The organism is Sphingomonas sp. SRI_018 (assembly GCF_057586275.1).
Window position 1 is genome coordinate 187938 of sequence record NZ_JBYCZO010000001.1, and the last position, 23224, is coordinate 211161.

Consider the following 23224-nt stretch of genomic DNA (forward strand, 5'->3'; position numbering starts at 1 on the left):
CCCCCTGGCGGGGGAGGATTGAAACGGGTCCGCACCTCCCATCGATCCCAGCGCCGGCTGGCGCTCGGCGGCGGAGGCGTTAGGAAGGTCCGGTCACCACCGGAGCCTGCGCTTTGCGTCTTGCGCTTGCATGTCTGTCGCTGCTGCTGGCCGGCGCCGCGCCGGCGCCGCGCGCGCCGCTCGTGCTCGCCGCCGCGAGCCTGCAGGAATCGATGAGCGCGGCTGCCGACGCCTGGGCGCGATCGGGCCATGCGCGGCCGACCATCTCCTTCGCGGCGTCCTCGGCGCTGGCGCGGCAGGCGATCGCGGGGGCGCCGGCAGACCTGTTCGTCTCCGCCGACGAGGAATGGATGGACGCGCTCCAGCAGCGCGGGCTGCTGGTGCCGGGGAGCCGGGCGGATGTCCTGGGCAATCGGCTGGTGCTGGTGGCGCCGCGATCGAGCCGGGCGGCGGTACGGCTGGTGCCTGGCACCGATCTCGCGGGAGTGCTGGGGCGCGGACGGCTGGCGATGGCCGATCCCGATGCTGTGCCGGCGGGCCGGTACGGCAAGGCGGCGCTGACGCGGCTCGGCGCCTGGCGCGGGGTCGCGGGCAGGGTGGTCCGCGCGGAGAATGTCCGCGCCGCGCTGGCGCTGGTCGAGCGCGGTGCCGCGGCGATGGGGGTGGTCTATGCGACAGACGCCGCCGCCTCGCGTGCGGTGCGGGTGGTGGCGGTGTTCCCGGCCGGCAGCCATCCGCCGATCCGCTATCCGCTGGCGCTGCTCAAGTCGTCGCGGAGCCCGGACGCGCGCGCGTTCCGGGCATTCCTGCTGTCGGCGCGGGGGAAGGCGATCTTCGCGCGTTACGGGTTCTCGGTGCGATGAGGCTTAGTACGTCGCCACAAGCGATCGTCACCCCGGACTTGGTCCGGGGTCCACCGTGCAGCATCTCCGCAGCGTGAGCGATGTGCGGCACGGTGGATGCCGGACCAAGTCCGGCATGACGGGGAGGGGAGATGTGCGACCTTGATCCTCTCCGCGCAGGAATGGGGCATCGTCCTCCTCTCGCTCAAGGTCGGCGTCGTCGCGATGCTCGGCCTGCTGCCGATCGCCTTCGGCCTGGCCTGGCTGCTCGCCCGCGCCCGCTTTCCCGGAAAGATCCTCCTCGACGCGCTGGTCCACCTGCCGCTGGTGCTGCCGCCGGTGGTGACCGGCTGGTGGCTGCTGCTGCTGTTCGCGCCGGCGGGGCCGTTCGGGTTTCTCTCCGAGCACGTCCTGTTCCGCTGGACCGGCGCGGCGATCGCGGCGGCGGTGATGGCGCTGCCGCTGATGGTGCGGGCGATCCGTCTGTCGATCGAGGCGGTCGACCGCCGGCTGGAGGATGCCGCGCGCACGCTCGGCGCTGGCCGCTGGCGGGTGTTCCGCACCGTCACCCTGCCGCTCAGCGTGCCTGGCGTGCTCGCCGGCACCGTGCTCGGCTTCGCCCGTGCGCTGGGGGAGTTCGGCGCCACCATCACCTTCGTCTCCAACGTCCCCGGCGAGACTGAGACGCTGCCGCTCGCGATCTACGCCGCGCTGCAGGTGCCGGGGCAGGACGCGACGGTGTGGCGGCTGGCGGCGGTGTCGGTGGCGATCTCGCTGGTTGCGCTGATCGCCTCGGAGCTGCTGGCGCGCCGCGCGGGGAGGGGCACCCATGCGCTTTGACGTCTCGGTCCGCAGGCGCTTCGCCGACGCCGAAATTGCCGCGTCCTTCGCCAGCGACGCTGCGCTGACTGTGCTGTTCGGCCCGTCGGGGGCAGGCAAGAGCAGCGTGCTCAACATGATCGCCGGGCTGGTGCGGCCGGACGATGGCTGGGTGCGGGTCGACGGGGCCACGCTGTTCGATGCCGCGACCGACGTGCCCGCCGAGGCGCGCCGCGTCGGCTATGTCTTCCAGGAGTCGCGCCTGTTCCCGCATATGCGCGTGCGCGACAATCTCCTCTACGGCCGTCCCCACGACCGGCGGCTGGGGGATGAGATCGACTTCCTCGGCATCGGCCATCTGCTCGACCGCTGGCCGGCGACCTTGTCCGGCGGCGAGGCCAAGCGGGTCGCGATCGGCCGCGCGCTGCTGCGCGATCCCGCCGTCCTGCTGCTCGACGAGCCGCTCGCCTCGCTCGACCGCGCCCGGCGCGAGGAGGTGATGCAGGTGATCGAGCGGCTGCGCGACGAGGTGCGCCTGCCGATCCTGCTGGTGACGCACGACCATGCCGAGGCCGAGCGGCTCGGCGGACAGATCGTGGAGATCGGATAGCGACCTTGCTCGTTCCATAACAAGTTATATAACTTCGCATCGAAAGGGCGATGCGATGAACGATATATTGAGCGGCGGCTATCTCTTCCTTGGCAGCCGCCTGAAGCGGCTCGGCGAGCGGATGCAGGCGGACGTGCTGCGGATCGTCGAGGCCGAAGGGCTGCCGATCCAGCCGGCGCAATATCCGCTGCTCGCGGTGATCGAGCGAGATGAGCCGATCACCGTCGGGGAGATCGCGGCGGCGATGGGGGTGAGCCAGCCCGGCGTCACGCGCAATCTCGCGAAGCTGGTCGAGATCGGGCTGGTCGCTACGGTCGACGGCGGACGCGACGCGCGCCGTAGGGCGGTTGCACTGACCGAGGCGGGACGCGCGGCGATGGCGCGATCGAAGGCCACGGTGTGGCCGCGGGTCGAGGCGGCGGCCGCCGAGCTGGCCGCGGGCGGAACCGGGCCGCTGCTCGAACAGCTCGATGCGATCGAGGCGTCGCTTGCCGCGGCGCCGCTCCATCGGCGCACGGTCGCGGCCTCGGGCCTGGCGATCCGCGGCTGGGCGCCCGAGCTCGCGCGCCACTTCCACGACATCAACCTCGAATGGGTCGCGGCGATGTACGAGGTCGAGGACACTGACCGCGAGACGCTCGAGCATCCGGAGGAGATCATCGTCGCTCCGGGCGGTGACATATTGTTCGTCGAGGACCGGGAACTCGGCATCATCGGCACCTGCGCGCTCCGGAAGAGCGGCGACGGCGTGTTCGAGCTGACCAAGATGGGCGTGCGCGAGGCGGCGCGCGGCCGCAAGGCCGGCGAGTTCCTGCTCCGCGCCACGATCCGCCGCGCGCGCGAGCTCGGCGCGACGACGCTCTACCTGCTCTCCAACCGCAAATCGGCGGCGGCGATCCACCTCTACGAGAAGGTCGGCTTCGTCCACGATGCCGGGATCATGGCCCGCTACGGTGCGCGCTACGCCCGGTGCGATGTGGCGATGCGTTACGCGGACGAAGCGGCGCCGAGATAGTCGAGCTTCCCCACCGGCACGCCCTTCATGCGCAGGATCGCGTAGGCGGTGGTCACGTGGAAATAGAAATTGGGCAGCAGGAAGCCCTGCACATAGCTGAGGCCGGTGAAGGACATGCCGCCGTGCGGGGTCTGCAGGATCACCTCGGCGGCTTCCTTGCCGTCGATCGCGGTGCGCGGCACCGACTTGATGAAGTCGACCGTCCTCGCGATCCGTGCCTGCAGCTCGGCGAAGCTCGTTTCGTCGTCCGCCATGGGCACGTTCTCGACCCCGCCGATGCGGACCAGCGCCAGCTTGGCGGTGTCGCTCGCGCGCTGCACCTGGCCGGTCAGCGGCGCCATGTCCGGAAACAGCCGCGCCTCGATCAGCTCGCCATGCGCCATGCCCTGCTCGTCGGCCCAGGCCCGGCCCTTGTCGAGGAACGCCGCCATCGCCGCGAAGCCGCGCAGCAGGGCCGGAACGGTGAGATCGTAGAGTTCGGTCGCCATGCCCGCGCAATTAGGCAGCCGCGCCGTCACTGTCGAGCGACGGAAAAAGAGATAACAATATAAAGATATCTTTATATCTTACTTGACGTCGTGCTCCCGATCGGCGACATTCCCATCGTCGAGGTTCTCCGCCCTTGCGGCGGAGCTAAGACGGGAAGCCGGTGCGGGCCTTGGTCCAATTCCGGCGCTGCCCCCGCAACTGTGAGCGGCGAGCGGCGGCCGATACGTGTCACTGGGGCGGCAAGCGCTCCGGGAAGGCCAGGCCGGCGTGACGACCCGTGAGCCAGGAGACCTGCCTCCGACGCGATAACGTCCACCGGCGGGGTGTCCGGGTCGGTCGCTGACGTGCCGCGGCCGGGGAGGCTCGTCCGCGCGCGCCTGTGCCCGTCCGGTCGCCCGCCTTCATCGGGGTATGAAGACCAATGACCGTCACCGTCGCCACGCTCGGCTTCCCGCGCATCGGGCCGCGGCGCGAGCTCAAGTTCGCGCTGGAGAAATTCTGGTCGGGCCAGTCGTCCGGGACCGAGCTTATCGAATCCGCCGCCGCGCTCCGCGCCGCCGCCTGGGCGCGGCAGAAGGCGCTCGGCGCCGACTGGCTGCCGTCGAACGATTTCTCGCTCTACGACCATGTCCTCGACACCAGCGTGATGCTGGGCGCGATCCCCGACCGCTACGGCGCCGCGCCGGGCCGGGTCGATCTCGCCACCTATTTCGCGATGGCGCGCGGTTCGACCGGGGAGGGAGAGGGCTGCGGCCACGGGCACAGCCATGGTCATGGGGGCCGCACCGCGCTCGAGATGACCAAGTGGTTCGACACCAACTATCACTACATGGTCCCCGAGCTGACGGCCGGCCAGCAGCTCGCCCTCGCCTCGACCAAGCCGGTCGACGATTATCGCGAGGCCAAGACGCTCGGCTACGAGACGCGGCCGGTGCTGCTCGGCCCCGTCACCTGGCTGACGCTGGCGAAGGGGCGCGACGTCGATCCCTTCGACTTCCTCGACCAGGCGCTCGGCATCTACGTGACCGTGCTGGAGCAGCTCGCCGCGGCCGGCGCCAAATGGGTACAGATCGACGAGCCCTGCCTGGTGCTCGACCTCACCGAACGCCAGCGCACCGCGCTCACCCGCGCCTATGCCCGGCTGGCGCGGGTCGGCGTCGACATCATGCTCGCGACCTATTTCGGCGGGCTGGAGGACAATCTCGCGCTTGCCGCCAACCTGCCGGTTTCGGGGCTCCACGTCGACCTCGTCCGCGCGCCCGGCCAGCTCGACGCGGTGCTCGCCAAGGCGCCGAAGAAGCTGCTGCTGTCCCTGGGCGTGATCGACGGCCGCAACATCTGGCGCGCCGACCTCGCCAAGCTGCTCGACCGGCTGGAGCCGATCGCCGCGGAGCGCGACCTGATCCTCGCGCCGTCGTGCGCGCTGCTCCACACCCCCGTCGACCTCGCGCTGGAGACCAAGATCGATGCGGAGGTCGCGCAATGGCTCGCCTTCGCGGTGCAGAAGGTCGAGGAGCTGGCGATCCTCAAGACCGCGCTCAACCAGGGCCGCGCGAGCGTCGCCGGCGCGCTGGCGGCCGCCACCAATGCCGCCGCCAACCGCCGCACCTCTCCCCGGATCCACGATCCCGCGGTGGCGGCGCGTGTTGCCGCGGTCACCCTCGACATGCGCGAGCGGCGCTCGGGCCACGCCGAGCGCATCGCGGCGCAGGCGGCGGTGCTGGGGCTGCCGCGCTTCCCGACCACCACCATCGGCTCCTTCCCGCAGACCGCCGAGGTCCGCCGCGCCCGCGCCGAGCGCAATCGCGGCACGCTGGACGATGCCGCCTATGAGCAGTTCCTCCGCGAGGAGACCGAGCGCACCGTGCGCTGGCAGGAGGAGGTCGGGCTCGACATGCTCGTCCACGGCGAGTTCGAGCGCAACGACATGGTGCAGTATTTCGGCGAGCAGCTCGCCGGCTTCGCCTTCACGGTGAACGGCTGGGTGCAGAGCTACGGCTCGCGCTGCGTGCGGCCGCCGATTCTCTACGGCGACGTGTCGCGGCCGCGGCCTATGACGGTCGAGTGGTGGCGCTACGCCCAGGGGCTCACCGACCGGCCGATGAAGGGGATGCTGACCGGACCCGTCACCATCCTCAACTGGTCGTTCGTCCGCGACGACCAGCCGCGCGAGGCGTCCTGCCGCCAGATCGCGCTGGCGATCCGCGACGAGGTGCTCGACCTCGAGGCGGCCGGCGCCAAGGCGATCCAGATCGACGAGGCGGCGCTGCGCGAGGGTCTGCCGCTCAGGCGGCGCGACTGGCCGCATTATCTCGACTGGGCGGTGGATTGCTTCCGCCTCACCGCCGCGGGCGTCGGCGACGCGACCCAGATCCACACCCATATGTGCTATTCGGAGTTCAACGACATCCTGCCCGCGATCGGCGCGATGGACACCGACGTGATCTCGATCGAGACCGCGCGCTCGCAGATGGAGCTGCTGGAGGGCTTCGCCGACTATCGCTACCCGAGCGCGATCGGCCCGGGCGTCTACGACATCCACTCGCACCGCGTGCCCGACGTCGAGGAGATGGTCGCGCTGATGCGCCTCGCCCAGCTCCATCTCGCCCCCGAGCAGCTGTGGGTGAACCCCGACTGCGGGCTCAAGACCCGCAAGTGGGACGAGGTGAAGCCGGCGATCGCCGCGATGGTCGAGACGGCGCGGCGCCTGCGGGTCGAGGCGCTGGAGCCGGCATGACCGGCACGCGTGGCGGTGTCGTCCGGCTGATCGACATGATCTTCCCGGGCGACACCAACCATCACGGCACGCTGTTCGGCGGCGTGGCGCTCGCGCACATGGACAAGGTGGCGTTCCTCGCCGCCTCGCGCCATGGCCGGGCGCCGTTCGTCACCGCCGCGTCGGAGCGGATCGACTTCGCCGCACCGGCGCTCAAGGGCGAGCTGATCGAGGCGAGCGGCCGCGTCGTGCGCGTCGGCCGGTCGTCGCTCGACGTCGAGGTCGAGCTGGTGGCGGAGGCGCTTCTCTCCGGCGAGCGGCGGCTGTGCACGCGCGGCCGCTTCACGCTGGTCGCGATGAACGGGGAGGGCGCGCCGCTCCAGCCCCTCGCCGAGCCGGCGCCCGAGCCGGACGGGCTGCGCATGGCCGATATCGTCTTCCCGCCGCAGACCAACCATTACGGCACGCTGTTCGGGGGCGATGCGCTCAGGATGCTCGGCAAGGCGGCGTTCGTCGCCGCCACCCGCCATGCCCGCGCGGTGATGGTGATGGCGGCATCCGAGCGCGTCGACTTCCGCTCGCCGATCGCGGAAGGCGAGATGATCGAGCTGACCGCCACCGTCGACGCGGTGGGGGGCGCAGCTCGCTCAGGACGCGTGTCGAGCTGTGGGCGGAGGACCTGCTCACCGGCGACCGCCGCCACGCCGCCTCGGCCGCCTTCACCATGGTCGCGGTCGACCCGGCAGGTCGGCCGCGGCGGGTGGAGGTATTCTAGGACTCATCGCCATTTGGAACGAATCCTCCCCCGCCAGGGGGAGGTGGCACGCGAAGCGTGACGGAGGGGGCGGAAGCACGCCGATAGTTTGTCGCCGACCTCCCCCTCCGTCAGCCTGCGGCTGACACCTCCCCCTGGCGGGGGAGGATCAAAGGCGGCGCTCGCTTTCCTCCGGAAAATCCCGATCTAAGATGGACGGGAGGGAATCGCCCTGGGGGGGACATGACGGAATGAGGGGGCTCGTGAGGGCATGGTTCGGTGCGCTTGCTGCCGGGGCGTTGGCATGTGCAGCGCCCGCGCATGCGGAATGGTATGAGGCGCGCACCGATCATTTCGTGATCGATATCGACGCCGACGAACCGGCCGCGCGCGAGTTCGCCGAGCGGCTCGAGCGTTACGATGCGGCGCTGCGTCGGCTGTACGGCCTTCCCGACGACCCGGCGACGCATGCCAATCCGGTGCGCATCTTCGTGCTCAAGGCCGGATTGTTCACGCGCGTATGCCAGTGCGGCGGGCTTGCCGGCTACTACCGTCCGCGCGCGGGCGGATCGGTGATCTTCAGCCTCTATGCCCCCGGCTTCGACCGTCATGCCAAGGCGGGGGACATGACCTCGCAGGTGACGCTGCTCCACGAATACGCCCATCACATGATGTATTCGAGCGAGCCGATCGCCTATCCGGTCTGGTTCTCGGAAGGCTTTGCCGAGTTCAACGCGAACGTCGAGTTCCGCGACGACGGGTCGATCGTCATCGGACTGCCCGCCAATTACCGCGCGGGTCTGATTCGCACCCGGCGACTATCTCTCGATGCCGCTGGGCGAATTCTTCACCACCGCGACGGCGTCGCCCCTGGTCTATGGACGCGGCTGGCTGCTCACCCATTATCTGATGCTCACGCCGAAGCGGCAGGGGCAGCTCGCCAAGTATCTCCAGCTGATGAACCGCGGCAAACCGAGCCTCGACGCGGCGGGCGAGGCATTCGGCGACGTGCAGGCACTGTGGCGCGAGATGTTCGCCTATTTCGAGGGCCGCATATTGCTGCCGCCGCTCGGCGTACCGCCGCCGGCGAAGCCACCGCATGCGACCGTGACGAAGCTCTCGCCGGGCGTCGCCGCGCTGATGCCGCTGCGCGCGCGATCGGTGAACGGTGCGCGTGGCGGACTTGCGCGCGAATTGGCGCGCGATGCCGCGAAGATCGCCGCAGACTATCCGGCGGACGCGCGCGTGCAGACCGAATATGCCGAAGCCGAGCTTGTGGCGGGGCATCCGGATCTCGCCGCGGCGGCCGCCGATCGCGCGCTCGCGCTCGCGCCCGGCTCGCTGCCGGCGATGCTCGCCAAAGGGCAGGCGGAGGTGCGGCGGCTCGTCGCCGCGAAGTCGACCGATGCCGCTGCCTGGACGGCCGCGCGTGCGTGGCTGATCAAGGCCAACCACGCCGATCCCAACGCGGCGGCGCCGCTCCTCGCCTATTTCCGCAGCTTCGCCGCTGCCGGAACCGAACCTACTCCCGGCGCGGTCAAGGGTTTGCGTCGCGCATTCGTCCTCGCCGCGGAAGACCCGCAGGTACGTATTCAGCTTGCCCGCCACCTCTTCGATCACGACGATGCGCCCGGCGCCCGCACGCTGCTCCAGCCGATCGCCTTCGCTCCTCATGACGACGACGACAAGAATGTTGCGGCCCAGGTGATCGCGCTGATCGACGCAGGCAAGCTTGCTGAAGCCAAGCCGCTGATGGCGAAGATGGCCGGCACGGCCGAGAGGAACTGAGCGCCTGGCAGGCGGTGATATGGTCGCTACACCGCCCGCCTCGGCTTCAGGCGCGGCCGCCTGAACCAGAAGCTCCACACCGCGAAGCTGCCCAGCATCGCCATCGCCAGGCCCGAGCAGGTCATCACCAGCCGATAGCCGAGCCCGCCGACCTTGGCGGCGTGAAGCGGGTAGGCGGTGTTGAACACCTGCGCGCCCCGCGGCAGCGCCAGCGCGTCGCGTGCGGCGAGCAGCCGGCCGGTGGCGGCGTCGAACCACAGCATCGTGCGGCCGTTCGGGAGCCATTCGGCAGTGCGCCGCATCCTGAAACTGATCGGCTCGCCGGCCTTGCGGGGGAGGGTGAGCGTACGGAAATCGGCGTCGGGGAACCGGGCATGGGCTGCGGCCAGCATCGCCGCCCAGTCCGGATGCGCGGCCAGCGCGCCGCCGGAGAGCTTGGGCGGCGCCATCGCCGCCCGCGCCTCAGCCGAGGAGGAGAAGGGCGCCATCACGATCGCCGCGACGGGTTTGAAGATCATCATCGTCCCCGTCACCGCCGACAGCAGCAGCAGCGGCGCCATGACGATGCCGAGGTCGCGGTGCTGCATCACGATCGCCGGGCGGCTCATCCGCTTGGGCCACAGCCGGAACGCGAAGGTCCGCCGCGTCCGCCACCACAGGATGGTGCCGGTCACCACGAACAGCATCGCGCAGAGGCCGGCGATGCCGATCACCGTCTCGCCGACGTCGCCGGTGAACAGATGGTGGTGGAGGTCGAACAGCCACAGCTCGGGCCGCTCCCATTGGCTGCCCCAGCGCGTGACGATGGCGCCTGCCTGATCGGCGTAGGCACCGGCGCCGCCACTGAGACGGAGCTGGTGCAGGCCGAAGCCGTCGCTCGCATAGACGATGCCCTGCACGCCGTGCCCGTCGCCGATCAGCCGCGTGGTCACGGCAGCGAGCGCGGCGGGATCGCGGTTCAGCGCATCGCCGGCATGGGGCAAGGTCCAGCCGAGCCAGGCGTCCTCATGGACCAGGATCGCGCCGGTCAGCCCCATCATCGCGAGGACGAGCCCGACCAGCCCGCCGGTCCAACGATGGATGAGGTCGAGCCACTTCATCGTCAGAACCGCCACGTCATTAGAACCGGTAGTCCCAGCCGAGCGTCAGCGTGCGCCCGCGCCCGGCGAAATAGCTGAGGTTGTCGGTCGGCAGCCGGGTGTCGCTGCTGTAGTCGATGTACTGGAGGTTGAAGAGGTTCTGCGCGCTCAGCCGGATCGCGCCGAGCCGGCCGGCGTCGTAGCGCACCGTCGCGTCGGTCAGTGTGTAGCCGCCGAAGTCGTTGCGTGGATCGCGCTTCAGGCCCTTGAACGTCCGGGACAGGTAGAATTGCGTCTGCACCAGCGCCGAGAACCGGCCCCGCGCATAGCTCGCGGTCAGGTTGAGCCGGTCCGGAGAGATGTTGGTGCCGTCGAGGTCGGTATCGACCCGGCCATCGGCATCGCTGTCGTAGCGCCCGTCGAGATGCGCATAGCCGATCCCCAGCCGCGCGCCCTCGATCGGCAGGCGAACGCCGAGATTGATCTCCAGCCCCTGGATCTCGACCCGCTGGCGCTGCACGTCGAAAATGCCGCCAGGATTGGCGATCAGCAGCTGGCCCTTGTCGCTCGACGACCAGAAATAGGTGACGCTGCCGTCGAGTGGCCCGCGCTTCACCTCCACTCCGATCTCGCGGTTGTTCGAGACGATCGGGCTGATGTCGAGATAGGTGTCGAGGTCGACGTTCAGCTTGCTGATCGCCCGCGTGATGCGGCCGACATCCGGAGCGGTGAAGCCTTCGGCATAGCTCGCATAGGCGCGGATGCCCTCCGTTGGCTCGACGATCACGCCACCATTGATCAGCAGGTCCTCGAACTTCGGCTTGCCGCCGGCGACCGCGACGCCGCCGTAGGTCGACGGACCGCAGGGCGTGCCGGGCGGCAGCGTGGGCGAACAGGCGACGAAGGTGGTCGACGCGAGCGTGTGATAGTCGTCGATCTTGATCTCGACATTCTCCCACCGCGCCCCGCCGGCCAGCCGCACCAGCCCGTCGAACAGCTTGAGGTTGGCCTGGCCGAACGGCGCGAGGCTCCGGAAGTCGGTCGGCGGCACCCACACGCGATCGGTGGCGATCAGCCGCTGCTCGGTCTTGTCCCACAAGGCGTCGAAGCCGAGCGTCACCGTCAGCGCCTCGAAGCCGGGAATGGCGCGTTCGTAGCTGATCTTCGCGCCGATCTTGCGCGACCGGTTCTGCGACTGGTCGAACAGCGTGCCGATCGGCGCGATCGCCGGGTCCTGGAACGTGGGAACCGGAGCGACCTCGCCGCCGAAGGTGTCGCGACTGCGGTTGAAGAAGACCTGGCTGACGAAATTGCCGCCCCACAGCGCGGTGTCGGTGATCGACAGCGCGACGCTCTCGGTCCGGCTCGCGGCGGGATCGCCCGGCGCGTCGCCGCGGACGGCGCTGGTCGGCACGCCGGTCGCCCGGTTGCCGGGAATGGCGAGATAGTCGCCGTTGCCCTTGAGCTGGAACCGGCTGGCGATCAGGTCGATCCGCCCGGTCTCGCCGAGCTGGTATCCGAACCGCCCGAACAGCGACAGCGCGCGCGAATCCAGCGTCTCGCCCTGCGTCGAGTTGACGCCGATCCGGTGCCCGTCGCCGTCGTAATAGGCGCCGCGCGTCTCATAGGCGGCGCCGACGCTCGCGTCGAAGCGGCCCGCCTTGTACTGCACCAGCCCCGCCGCCTTGCCGCCGAAGCCGTCGTCCTGGAACCCTTCGCTCGCGGTGCCCTGCAGCAGCGCGCGGCCGCTCAGCCCCTCGGTCTTCGGCGCGCCGACGGTCACCTGGTTGACGATGCCGCCGGTGCCGCCGATCCCCTGCAGCGCGTTCGATCCGTAGATCAGCTCGACCCGGTCGACGAAGAAGCCGTCGATGGTGAAGCCGTCGCGGCTGCCGTCACGCAGCGGCGTCGATTGCGGGATGCCGTTGATCGCATAGAGCGGCGAGCGGCCGCGCAGCGACTCCCCGGCGCCCGACAGCTTCTGGCGGGTGGGGGAGAAGGACGGGGTCAGGTTCGCCACCGCATCGGTGACCGATCCCGAGATCGCGATCTGCTGGTCGAGCGCGGTCTTGTCGATGATGTCGATGGTGAGCGGCAGCGCGGTGGGCGGCAGCACGGTGCGCGCGGCGGTGACGGTGATCTCGGTCCCGTCGCCGTCATCCTCGGCCGCACGCTCCTGCGCGCAGGCGGGGTGAATCGGCGCGAGCAGCGCCACCAACGGCAACGACCAGAACGAACGACGAAGCATCAATGCCCTCCCAGCGCGGCGCGGCTAGCAGGGCGATCGGGTAAATGCAAATCAATCGCATTAGCTGGCGACAACTAAGCCCCTCCCCTTCAGGGGAGGGGTTGGGGTGGGGCCTGGCCCCAAGCGATATGGCATGCCGCACTGCCCCACCCCCTACCCCTCCCCTGAAGGGGAGGGGCTCAAGTCAAGTCTCCTAACTGTGACACTGAAAGCAACAAAGTCTGCGGGCGCCACGCGATACCTCACTGCCGCCGCTTGATATGTTGCTAATTTAGCCATATTATTGGTGGCAATAATAATCGAGAGCGGGAGGAGAGGTGTCGCCGGCGATTAGCGCCCGTCAGCCGATTGGTCCGCATTCCGCCGCGCCTGCCGATGCGCGATGCCGGCGGGTTCCGTCCGTTCGCGCAATGCAACCCTGACATGCCGAGACGCCGCTCCGCGAGGCCCTTTGCGAGGCCGGAACGCAACCGGTCGAGATCGGGAGGGCGGCCCCGACGATAACGCCGCCAAGGAGAGGAGAAGCGACATGAACACGATCGTTGCGTCATGTGCCCGCCGCATGTTGCGGCCTTCGCTTGCTGCGGCGGGATTGGCCGCGGCATTGACCCCGGGAACGGTTCTGGCCGATCCACCCTCGACCCTCTACGGCCTCGCCTGGGAGGAGACGTTCAGCGGCAGCGCGGTCGATACCAGCCGCTGGAACTTCCGGACCGACGTCAAGGTGCTGAGCGCCCAGCTCGCCGCCAATGCGGTCATCGACAACGGCCAGCTCAGCCTGCTGATGAAGCAGGAGAATGTGAGCGGCATGAGCTACACCGGCGCCGGCGTCGTCAGCAAGCAGCAGTTCGGCTATGGTTATTTCGAGGTCCGCGCCAAGAACACCACCAACACCGGCTGGCACAACAGCTTCTGGATGATGGCCGGCGACGGCAGCAACACCTACGCCGCCGGCCGCTATCTCGAGATCGACCAGGCCGAGATCGAGACCGCGGACCAGACCCATATCCCCAGCGGACTCAACATCTGGAACGGCCAAGCGGGCACCGGCGGAAAGCTCGCCGCGCCGCGCTGCGCGACCTATGCGCCGGGCGTCAACCTGACGGCGGCCTACCACACCTACGGCGCCGACTGGCGGGAAGGGGCGATCGACTTCTACTTCGACGGCATCAAATATTGCACGATCGCCTATTCGACGACCCAATACCGCCAGGACCCGGTGAACATCTGGCTGACCGCGATCGCCTATCGGGCGCCGGTCTCGGTCGGCGGCACGCCACAATATTACGACACGGTCCGCTTCTACAAGAAGGACCAGTATGTGATGAACGCCCGCTACGGCTATACCGAGAGCGGCACGGGGTGGCAGGACAGCACGCTGGCGGGCTTCGGCCTGATGCCGCAGCGCTATTCATGCACCGCCGGCGACAAGTCGACCTATGCCCCCGGCTTCAACCAGTCGGGCAGCTACCACGTCTATATTTGGAAGACGGCCAATGCCAACGCCGACACCCAGGGCGAGGTGAAGGTGCAGGCGGCGTCGGGCACGACCACCACCACCATCAACTTCGCGACCGGCAGCTCGGGTTGGGTGGACCTCGGCGTCCACAGCTTCAACGCGGGCACCACCAATCCCGCGATCGGCGTCACCAACACCGTCCACGCCGGCTGCCAGCGCGCCGGCGCGGTCAAGTTCGTGCGGGAGGTGTAGATGCGCGTGCGGCGCGCGATGGTGCTGGGCGCGGCGGCGCTGGCGATCGGTACGGCCGGCGCCCTCCTGCTGTCCGACGCCGACAAGGACGCGGGCGAGGAGGGTGTCGTCCGCATCGTCTCCGCGCCGTCGGAGGAAGCTCTATCCGTTCCCGCGGAGCCGGCCGCGACTCCGACACCGCCGGCTCCGGTCGACACTGGCGACAGACCGGGCCGGAGAGACGATCCGCCGGCCCCGCACGAGCCCGGCTCGCCCAACTATGCCGAGATCGGCGTGCTCCCGGCGATCTGAACACTCGCGCCGAACAGAAAGCCGCCGCCCGGCATCCCGGACGGCGGCTTCCTTGTCCTTGACCTCGGCCGCGGCCGAGGACGCTTACGGGTTCAGATACTCGCCCGCGTCCTCGTCCGTGCCGTGACCCGACGGCGTCACCGCCGCGAGCGGATCGTCGCCCGTGCCGCCGCTGTCGCGCACGTCGCGGGCCAGCTCCGCCGCATGCTCCTGCGCCGCGCTCTCCGGCGCGATCAGCGTCGCCTGGAGGGCACGCTGCTGCGCGCGGAGCGCCGCGTCGCGGCTGGTCGCCGCCACGCGCAGGCGGTTCATGCCGGCGCCGGTGCCCGCCGGGATCAGACGGCCGACGATGACATTCTCCTTGAGGCCGTTCAGCGTGTCGACCTTGCCCTGCACCGAAGCCTCGGTGAGCACGCGGGTCGTCTCCTGGAACGACGCGGCGGAGATGAACGACCGGGTCTGCAGCGACGCCTTGGTGATGCCGAGCAGCACCGGCTTGCCCTGCGCCGGCTGCTGGCCGGCCGGGAGCTTGGCATTCTGCTCGTCCATCTCGTCGCGGTCGACCTGCTCGCCCGCCAGCAGCGTGGTGTCGCCGCCGTCGGTGATCTCGACCTTCTGCAGCATCTGGCGAACGATCACCTCGATGTGCTTGTCGTTGATCTTCACGCCCTGGAGGCGATAGACCTCCTGGATCTCCGACACGAGATATTCCGCCAGCGCCTCGACGCCGAGCACCTCGAGGATGTCGTGCGGATCGGGGCTGCCGCCGATCAGGTTGTCGCCACGCTTGACGTAGTCGCCTTCCTGAACGTCGATCACCTTCGACTTCGGCACCAGATACTCGACCACCTCGCCGCCATCCTCAGGCTGGATGCCGATCTTGCGCTTGGCCTTGTAGTCCTTGCCGAACACGACACGGCCCGAGACCTTGGCGATGATCGCATTCTCCTTGGGCTTGCGCGCCTCGAACAGCTCGGCGACGCGCGGCAGACCGCCGGTGATGTCGCGGGTCTTGGCCGATTCACGAGCCACGCGCGCGACGACGTCGCCCGCCTTCACCTCGGCGCCGTCGTCGACCGACAGCACCGCGCCCGGCGCCAGCATGTAGCGTGCGGTCTCGCCCGACCCCCCGTCGAGCAGGGTGAGGCGCGGACGCAGGTCCTCCTTGGTGCGCGCCGAGGCGCGATACTCGGTGACCACGCGCTGGGTGATGCCGGTGGCCTCGTCGGCCTGCTCCGCCATCGTCTTGCCCTCGATCAGATCCTGGTACTTCACCGTGCCGCCGGTCTCGGTGATCACCGGCATGGTGAAGGGGTCCCACTCGGCCATGCGGTCGCCCTTGGTGACGATATGGCCGTCGTCGAACAGCACATAGGCGCCATAGGGGATCTTGTGCACGGCGAGCTCGCGCCCGTCCATGTCCACGATCGCCAGCTCGCCCGAGCGGCTCAGCACCACGCGGCGGCCGCGCTGGTCCTCGATGATGCGCAAGTCGCGGAACTGGACGGTGCCGTCGGCCGGCGCCTCCAGGTTCGACTGCTCGTTGAGCTGCGCCGCACCGCCGATGTGGAAGGTCCGCATCGTCAGCTGCGTGCCCGGCTCGCCGATCGACTGCGCCGCGATCACGCCGACCGCCTCGCCGATGTTGACCGGCGTGCCGCGGGCGAGGTCACGCCCGTAGCACTTGGCGCACACGCCGAACTGCGCCTCGCAGACCAGCGGCGAGCGGATCTTCATCGACTGGATGCCGATCGCCTCGATCTGCGCGACCGCGGCCTCGTCGAGCAAGGTGCCCGCAGGGATCGCGACCGCGTTGGTCTTGGGATCGACCACGTCCTCCGCCGTGGTGCGGCCGAGGATGCGCTCGCCCAGCGACGCGATGGTCGAGCCGCCCTGCACGATCGCCTTCATCTCCAGCGCGCGCTCGGTGCCGCAATCCTCCTCCATGACGACGCAGTCCTGCGACACGTCGACGAGGCGGCGGGTGAGGTAGCCCGAGTTCGCCGTCTTGAGCGCCGTGTCGGCCAGGCCCTTGCGGGCGCCGTGGGTCGAGTTGAAGTATTCGAGGACGGTCAGGCCTTCCTTGAAGTTCGAGATGATCGGCGTCTCGATGATCTCGCCCGACGGCTTGGCCATCAGGCCACGCATGCCGGCAAGCTGCTTGATCTGCGCCTGCGAGCCGCGGGCGCCCGAGTGGGCCATCATGTAGATCGAGTTGATCGGGGCTTCACGGCCGTCGTCGAGCCGCTTCACCGCCTTGATCTCGTCCATCATCGCGGCCGCCACCTGGTCGCCGCAGCGGCTCCAGGCGTCGATCACCTTGTTGTACTTCTCCTGCTGCGTGATCAGGCCGTCCTGATACTGCTGCTCGAAGTCCTTCACCTGCTCACGGGTCTCGTCGACCAGCTTCTCCTTCTCGGCCGGGATGACCATGTCGTCCTTGCCGAACGAGATGCCCGCCTTGAACGCGTGGCGGAAGCCGAGCGCCATGATCGCGTCGGCGAACAGCACCGTCTCCTTCTGGCCGGTGTGGCGATAGACGGTGTCGATGACGTCGCCGATCTCCTTCTTGGTCAGCAGGCGGTTGACGGTCTCGAACGGCACCTTGTGCGACTTCGGCAGGCACTCGCCGAGCAGCATGCGGCCCGGGGTGGTCTCGTAGCGCTTGAGATACTCGTTGCCGTCCTCGTCGGTCTGCGGCACGCGGCTGATCACCTTCGAGTGCAGCGTCACCGCACCCGCATCCAGCGCCTGGTGCACCTCGGCCATGTCAGCGAGCAGCATGCCTTCGCCCGGCTCGCCGGTCTTCTCCATCGACAGATAGTAGAGACCGAGCACCATGTCCTGCGACGGCACGATGATCGGCTTGCCGTTGGCGGGGCTCAGGATGTTGTTGGTCGACATCATCAGCACGCGCGCTTCCAGCTGCGCCTCGAGGCTCAGCGGAACGTGCACGGCCATCTGGTCGCCGTCGAAGTCGGCGTTGAACGCCGAGCACACCAGCGGGTGGAGCTGGATCGCCTTGCCCTCGATCAGCACCGGCTCGAACGCCTGGATGCCCAGGCGGTGGAGCGTCGGCGCGCGGTTGAGCAGCACCGGATGCTCGCGGATCACCTCGTCCAGGATGTCCCAGACTTCCTTGCGCTCCTTCTCGACCCACTTCTTGGCCTGCTTGAGGGTCATCGACAGACCCTTGGCATCGAGGCGGGCGTAGATGAACGGCTTGAACAGCTCGAGCGCCATCTTCTTGGGCAGGCCGCACTGGTGCAGCTTGAGCTCAGGCCCGGTCACGATCACCGAGCGGCCCGAATAGTCGACGCGCTTGCCGAGCAGGTTCTGGCGGAAGCGGCCCTGCTTGCCCTTGAGCATGTCGGACAGCGACTTGAGCGGACGCTTGTTGGCGCCGGTGATCGTGCGGCCGCGGCGGCCGTTGTCGAACAGCGCGTCGACCGCCTCCTGCAGCATGCGCTTCTCGTTGCGGACGATGATGTCCGGCGCGCGCAGCTCCATCAGGCGCTTGAGGCGGTTGTTGCGGTTGATCACGCGCCGGTAGAGGTCGTTGAGGTCCGACGTCGCGAAGCGGCCGCCGTCGAGCGGCACCAGCGGGCGCAGCTCGGGCGGGATCACCGGGACGACGTCGAGGATCATCCACTCGGGACGGTTGCCGGACTCCAGGAAGCTCTCGACGACCTTCAGCCGCTTGATGATCTTCTTGGGCTTGAGCTCGGACTTGGTGACCGCCAGCTCCTCGAGCAGCGCCTTGCGCTCGCCCTCGAGGTCGAGGTCCATCAGCATCGCCTTGACCGCCTCGGCGCCGATGCCCGCCGAGAACGCGTCCTCGCCATATTCGTCCTGCGCGTCGAGCAGCTCGTCCTCGGTGAGGAGCTGGAACTTCTCGAGCGGGGTCAGGCCGGGCTCGGTGACGATGTAGCTCTCGAAATAGAGCACGCGCTCGAGCTGCTTGAGCTGCATGTCGAGCAGCAGGCCGATGCGCGACGGCAGCGACTTCAGGAACCAGATGTGCGCGACCGGGGCGGCGAGCTCGATATGGCCCATGCGCTCGCGGCGGACCTTCGAGACGGTCACCTCCACGCCGCACTTCTCGCAGACGATGCCCTTGTACTTCATGCGCTTGTACTTGCCGCACAGGCACTCGTAATCCTTGATCGGACCGAAGATGCGCGCGCAGAACAGGCCGTCACGCTCCGGCTTGAACGTGCGGTAGTTGATCGTCTCGGGCTTCTTAATCTCGCCGAACGACCACGAGCGGATGCGGTCGGGCGAGGCGATCCCGATCTGGATCTGGTCGAAGGTCTCGGGCTTGGCGATCGGGTTCGCGAAGTTGGTCAGTTCGTTCATCTTGAACTCCTTAGCCCCTCCCCTTCAGGGGAGGGGTTGGGGTGGGGCCTGTCCGCAGGCCACCACCGGAATTGCTTGGGGCGATGCCCCACCCCCAACCCCTCCCCTGAAGGGGAGGGGCTTGAAGGCTGTTACTCCGCCGCCTCGGCCAGGCCGTCGCCTTCGCTCTGGTCCTCGAGGGACTTGAGCTCGACGTTGAGGCCCAGCGAGCGCATCTCCTTGACGAGCACGTTGAAGCTCTCGGGGATGCCGGCCTCGAAGGTGTCGTCGCCCTTGACGATCGCCTCGTAGACCTTGGTGCGGCCGACGACGTCGTCGGACTTCACCGTCAGCATCTCCTGGAGCGTGTACGCCGCGCCGTAAGCCTGCAGCGCCCACACCTCCATCTCGCCGAAGCGCTGGCCGCCGAACTGCGCCTTGCCGCCCAGCGGCTGCTGGGTGACGAGGCTGTAGGGGCCGATCGAACGCGCGTGGATCTTGTCGTCGACCAGGTGGTGGAGCTTCAGCATGTAGATGATGCCCACGGTCACCTTGCGGTCGAATGCCTCGCCGGTGCGCCCGTCGAACAGCGTCGACTGGCCCGAGGTGTCGAGGCCGGCGAGCGCCAGCATGTCCGACACGTCCTTCTCGCGCGCGCCGTCGAACACCGGGGTGCCGAGCGGGACGCCGGTCTTGAGGTTCTCAGCCAGCTCGACGATCTGGCTGGCGTCGCGCCGCTGGATGTCGTCGGCGTAATGCTCGCCATAGACCTCGAGCAGCCGCGTCTTGACCGCCTCGGGCATCTCGCCGCCCTTGGCGTCGGGATTGGCCTCGCGCCAATCCTCGAGCGCGCGGTGGATCTGCTGACCCAGGTTGCGCGCCGCCCAGCCGAGATGGGTCTCGAAGATCTGCCCGACGTTCATGCGCGACGGCACGCCCAGCGGGTTGAGCACCAGGTCGACCGGCGTGCCGTCCTCGAGGAACGGCATGTCCTCCTGCGGCAGGATGCGGCTGATGACGCCCTTGTTGCCGTGGCGGCCGGCCATCTTGTCGCCGGGCTGCAGCTTGCGCTTCACCGCGACGAACACCTTGACCATCTTGAGCACGCCCGGCGGCAGCTCGTCGCCCCGCTCCAGCTTCTCGCGGCGGTCCTCGAACTTGTCCTTGATGCGCTTCACGGCCTCGTCATACTGGCCCTTCACGCCCTCCAGGTTCGCCTGGACCGCGTCGTCCTGCACCGCGAACTTCCACCACTCGTGGCGGTCGACGCTGTCGAGCAGTTCCTCGTCGATCACCGAGCCCTTCTTGATGCCCTTGGGCGCAGCGGTCGCGGTCTGGCCCAGCAGCATCTCCTTGAGCCGCGACCAGGTGGCGCGGTTGAGGATGGTGCGCTCGTCGTCCGAGTCCTTGCGCAGGCGCTCGATCTCCTCGCGCTCGATCGCCAGGGCACGCTCGTCCTTGTCGATGCCGTGACGGTTGAACACACGCACGTCGACGATCGTCCCCGACACGCCCGGCGGCAGCCGCAGCGAGGTGTCGCGCACGTCGCTCGCCTTCTCGCCGAAGATCGCGCGGAGCAGCTTCTCCTCCGGCGTCATCGGGCTCTCGCCCTTCGGCGTGATCTTGCCGACCAGGATGTCGCCCGGCTCGACCTCGGCGCCGATGTAGACGATGCCCGCCTCGTCGAGGTTGCGCAGCGCCTCCTCGCCGACGTTGGGGATGTCGCGGGTGATGTCCTCGGGCCCGAGCTTGGTGTCGCGGGCCATGACCTCGAACTCGTCGATGTGGATCGACGTGAACACGTCGTCCTTCACGATCCGCTCGGAGATCAGGATCGAGTCCTCATAGTTGTACCCGTTCCACGGCATGAACGCGACCAGCGCGTTGCGGCCGAGCGCCAGCTCGCCGAACTCGGTCGACGGGCCGTCGGCGATCACGTCGCCGGCGCGCACCACGTCGCCCACCTTCACCAGCGGGCGCTGGTTGATGCAGGTCGACTGGTTCGAGCGCTGGAACTTCATCAGCGTGTAGATGTCGACGCCGCTCTCGGTCGCCTCGACGTCGCCGGTCGCGCGGATGACGATGCGGCTGGCGTCGACCTGGTCGACCACGCCGTCGCGCTTCGCCGCGATCGCCGCGCCCGAATCCCGCGCCACCGTCTCCTCCATGCCGGTGCCGACGAACGGCGCCTCGGCCTGGACTAGCGGCACCGCCTGGCGCTGCATGTTCGATCCCATCAGCGCGCGGTTGGCGTCGTCGTTCTCCAGGAACGGGATCAGCGAGGCCGCGACCGACACGAGCTGCTTGGGGCTGACGTCCATCAGCGTGATCTGCTCGGGCAGCGCCATCAGGAACTCGCCGGCCTGGCGGGCCGAGACCAGCTCCTCGACGAAGCGGCCGTCGGCGTCGAGCTCGGCGTTGGCCTGCGCGATCGTGTGCTTGGCCTCCTCCATCGCCGACAGATAGACGACCTCGTTGGTCACCTTGTTGTCGACGACCTTGCGGTACGGCGTCTCGATGAAGCCGTACTTGTTGACGCGGCTGAAGCTGGCCAGCGAGTTGATCAGGCCGATGTTCGGGCCTTCCGGCGTCTCGATCGGGCAGATGCGGCCATAGTGGGTCGGATGGACGTCGCGGACCTCGAAGCCCGCGCGCTCGCGGGTGAGGCCGCCCGGCCCGAGCGCCGAGACGCGACGCTTGTGCGTCACTTCGGAGAGCGGGTTGGTCTGGTCCATGAACTGGCTGAGCTGCGACGAGCCGAAGAACTCGCGCACCGCGGCGACCGCGGGCTTGGCGTTGATCAGGTCGTTCGGCATCACCGTCGACACGTCGACCGACGACATGCGCTCCTTGACCGCACGCTCCATGCGCAGCAGGCCGACGCGATACTGGTTCTCCAGCAGCTCGCCGACCGAACGCACGCGGCGGTTGCCGAGGTTGTCGATGTCGTCGACCTCGCCCTTGCCGTCCTTGAGGTCGACCAGCGTCTTGACGACGGCCAGGATGTCCTCGGTGCGCAGCGTCGTCACCGTGTCCGGGCAGTCGAGGTCGAGGCGCATGTTGAGCTTGACGCGGCCCACCGCCGACAGGTCGTAGCGGTCGGGATCGAAGAACAGCCCCGCGAACAGCGACTCCGCGGTCTCCAGCGTCGGCGGCTCGCCGGGGCGCATCACGCGGTAGATGTCGCTCAGCGCCTGCTCGCGCTCCTCGGCCTTGTCGGCCTTGAGCGTGTTGCGGATCCACGGACCGGTGGTGACGTGATCGATGTCGAGCAGCTCGATGCGGTCGATGCCCGCCTTGTCGAGCTTCTCGAGGTTCTCGGCCGACACTTCGTCGCCCGCCTCGATGTAGATCTCGCCGGTCTGCTCGTTGATCAGGTCATAGGCGCTGTAACGGCCGAAGATCTCCTCGGTCGGGATCAGCAGCGTCTCCAGACCGTCCTTCTGCGCCTTGTTGGCGGCGCGGGGGCTGATCTTCTGGCCGGCCGGGAACACGACCTCGCCCGACTTGGCGTCGACGATGTCGAACATCGGCTTGGCGCCGCGCCAGTTCTCCGGCGCGAACGGGATCTGCCAGCCGCCCGGCCCGCGGACATAGGTCACGCGGTTGTAGAAATAGTTGAGGATGTCCTCGCTGTTCAGCCCGAGGGCATAGAGCAGCGTCGTCACCGGCAGCTTGCGCTTGCGGTCGATGCGGACGTTGACGATGTCCTTGGCGTCGAACTCGAAGTCGAGCCACGAGCCGCGGTAGGGGATCACGCGCGCGGCGAACAGATACTTGCCCGAGGCATGAGTCTTGCCGCGGTCATGGTCGAACAGCACGCCGGGCGAACGGTGCATCTGGCTGACGATGACGCGCTCGGTGCCGTTGATGAAGAAGGTGCCGTTCTCGGTCATGAGCGGCATGTCGCCCATGTAGACGTCCTGCTCCTTGATATCGATGACCGACTTGGCCTCGGTATCCGGATCGACCTCGAACGCGGTCAGGCGCAGCGTGACGCGCATCGGCGCGGCATAGGTGATGCCGCGCTGGCGGCATTCCTCGACGTCGAACTTGGGGTCCTCGAGCACATAGTCGTCGAAGTCGAGATAGGCGGTGCCGGCGAAATCCTGGATCGGGAAGACCGAGCGCAGCGTCTTCTCCAGGCCCGAGACATGGCCGGTGGCCTTGTCGGAGCGGAGGAACTGCTCGTAGCTCTCACGCTGAACCTCGATCAGGTTCGGCATCTGCACCACTTCGTGGATGTCGCCGAACACCTTGCGGATGCGGCGCTTCACAGTGCCGCTCTCGATCGCCTTGGTCGCCATATGTGTGTTTTGCCTCGTCAGCCGTCGAAACTCTCGCCCCGTGAACCTGGGGCCGGCCGCAGCGGAAGACATGAAAGGCCGCATGTCTCCGGTGTTCGGAAACTGCAGCCTTCGAAGCGTCTTCTAGCCCACGAACCCCAATCCGACCGATGCGCTGCGCGACGACGCATCATTTCCCGAGGCTGTGGTGGAACGCGCCATATAGGAGGGGCGCCAA

General features: G+C 68.4%; 14 protein-coding genes and 1 riboswitch. Of the genes, 9 read left to right on the forward strand and 5 right to left on the reverse strand.

Features of this window, described 5'->3' with window-relative positions; translation table 11 throughout:
- Positions 1 to 113: 113 nt before the first annotated feature.
- The 4 genes from modA to AC2YHA_RS01005 all read left to right on the forward strand — a co-directional run bounded on the left by modA (position 114) and on the right by AC2YHA_RS01005 (position 3286).
- A complete protein-coding gene (gene modA, locus AC2YHA_RS00990) occupies positions 114 to 863 on the forward strand; it encodes a molybdate ABC transporter substrate-binding protein (protein WP_487400020.1) in 750 nt (249 codons plus the stop codon).
- A 141-nt stretch (positions 864 to 1004) separates the two neighbouring features.
- Complete coding sequence (modB, locus tag AC2YHA_RS00995; protein ID WP_487400021.1) at positions 1005 to 1682, forward strand: molybdate ABC transporter permease subunit; 678 nt, start codon at positions 1005 to 1007, stop codon at positions 1680 to 1682.
- Positions 1672 to 2271 carry an ATP-binding cassette domain-containing protein gene (locus AC2YHA_RS01000; protein WP_487400022.1) on the forward strand — a complete coding sequence of 200 codons (600 nt, stop codon included), beginning with the start codon at positions 1672 to 1674 and terminating at the stop codon, positions 2269 to 2271. Before modB ends, AC2YHA_RS01000 begins: the two co-directional genes overlap by 11 nt.
- A 55-nt stretch (positions 2272 to 2326) precedes the next feature.
- Complete coding sequence (locus AC2YHA_RS01005; protein WP_487400023.1) at positions 2327 to 3286, forward strand: bifunctional helix-turn-helix transcriptional regulator/GNAT family N-acetyltransferase; 960 nt, start codon at positions 2327 to 2329, stop codon at positions 3284 to 3286.
- Here AC2YHA_RS01005 and AC2YHA_RS01010 read toward each other — a convergent pair.
- Positions 3259 to 3774, reverse strand: a complete 516-nt coding sequence (locus tag AC2YHA_RS01010) for a DUF1993 domain-containing protein (RefSeq protein WP_487400024.1) — start codon at positions 3772 to 3774, stop codon at positions 3259 to 3261. The two genes, AC2YHA_RS01005 and AC2YHA_RS01010, sit on opposite strands and share 28 nt — an antisense overlap.
- Positions 3775 to 3878: 104 nt before the next feature.
- Positions 3879 to 4088: riboswitch (cobalamin riboswitch) on the forward strand.
- Positions 4089 to 4196: 108 nt separating this feature from the next.
- Here AC2YHA_RS01010 and metE point away from each other — a divergent pair.
- From metE to AC2YHA_RS01025, 3 genes are all read left to right on the forward strand, one after another.
- Complete coding sequence (gene metE / locus AC2YHA_RS01015) at positions 4197 to 6512, forward strand: 5-methyltetrahydropteroyltriglutamate--homocysteine S-methyltransferase (protein ID WP_487400025.1); 2316 nt, start codon at positions 4197 to 4199, stop codon at positions 6510 to 6512.
- Positions 6509 to 7327, forward strand: a complete 819-nt coding sequence (locus AC2YHA_RS01020; protein WP_487400026.1) for an acyl-CoA thioesterase — start codon at positions 6509 to 6511, stop codon at positions 7325 to 7327. Before metE ends, AC2YHA_RS01020 begins: the two co-directional genes overlap by 4 nt.
- Positions 7328 to 8073: 746 nt before the next feature.
- Positions 8074 to 9033, forward strand: coding sequence for a hypothetical protein (locus AC2YHA_RS01025; protein ID WP_487400027.1), 960 nt, complete (start codon positions 8074 to 8076; stop codon positions 9031 to 9033).
- Between the two features lie 26 nt (positions 9034 to 9059).
- Here the strand turns inward: AC2YHA_RS01025 and AC2YHA_RS01030 are convergent, their stop codons facing one another.
- Both AC2YHA_RS01030 and AC2YHA_RS01035 read right to left on the reverse strand, forming a co-directional pair.
- Complete coding sequence (locus AC2YHA_RS01030) at positions 9060 to 10133, reverse strand: PepSY-associated TM helix domain-containing protein (RefSeq protein WP_487400028.1); 1074 nt, start codon at positions 10131 to 10133, stop codon at positions 9060 to 9062.
- Positions 10134 to 10152: 19 nt separating this feature from the next.
- Positions 10153 to 12360: a TonB-dependent receptor gene (locus tag AC2YHA_RS01035; RefSeq protein WP_487400029.1), complete on the reverse strand. Its 2208-nt coding sequence runs from the start codon at positions 12358 to 12360 to the stop codon at positions 10153 to 10155.
- Positions 12361 to 12889: 529 nt separating this feature from the next.
- Between AC2YHA_RS01035 and AC2YHA_RS01040 the strand changes: the two genes are divergently transcribed.
- On the forward strand, positions 12890 to 14071 hold the full coding sequence (locus tag AC2YHA_RS01040; protein ID WP_487400030.1) for a family 16 glycosylhydrolase: 1182 nt from the start codon (positions 12890 to 12892) through the stop codon (positions 14069 to 14071).
- Positions 14072 to 14362 carry a hypothetical protein gene (locus AC2YHA_RS01045; RefSeq protein WP_487400031.1) on the forward strand — a complete coding sequence of 97 codons (291 nt, stop codon included), beginning with the start codon at positions 14072 to 14074 and terminating at the stop codon, positions 14360 to 14362. It abuts the gene before it with no gap.
- Positions 14363 to 14446: 84 nt separating this feature from the next.
- Here the strand turns inward: AC2YHA_RS01045 and rpoC are convergent, their stop codons facing one another.
- Together rpoC and rpoB are read right to left on the reverse strand one after the other, a co-directional pair.
- The gene (rpoC, locus tag AC2YHA_RS01050) at positions 14447 to 18721 is read right to left on the reverse strand and encodes a DNA-directed RNA polymerase subunit beta' (RefSeq protein ID WP_487400032.1); all 4275 of its coding nucleotides are present in this window, start codon (positions 18719 to 18721) and stop codon (positions 14447 to 14449) included.
- 131 nt (positions 18722 to 18852) lie between these two features.
- The gene (gene rpoB / locus AC2YHA_RS01055; RefSeq protein ID WP_233783462.1) at positions 18853 to 23007 is read right to left on the reverse strand and encodes a DNA-directed RNA polymerase subunit beta; all 4155 of its coding nucleotides are present in this window, start codon (positions 23005 to 23007) and stop codon (positions 18853 to 18855) included.
- Positions 23008 to 23224 lie beyond the last annotated feature (217 nt).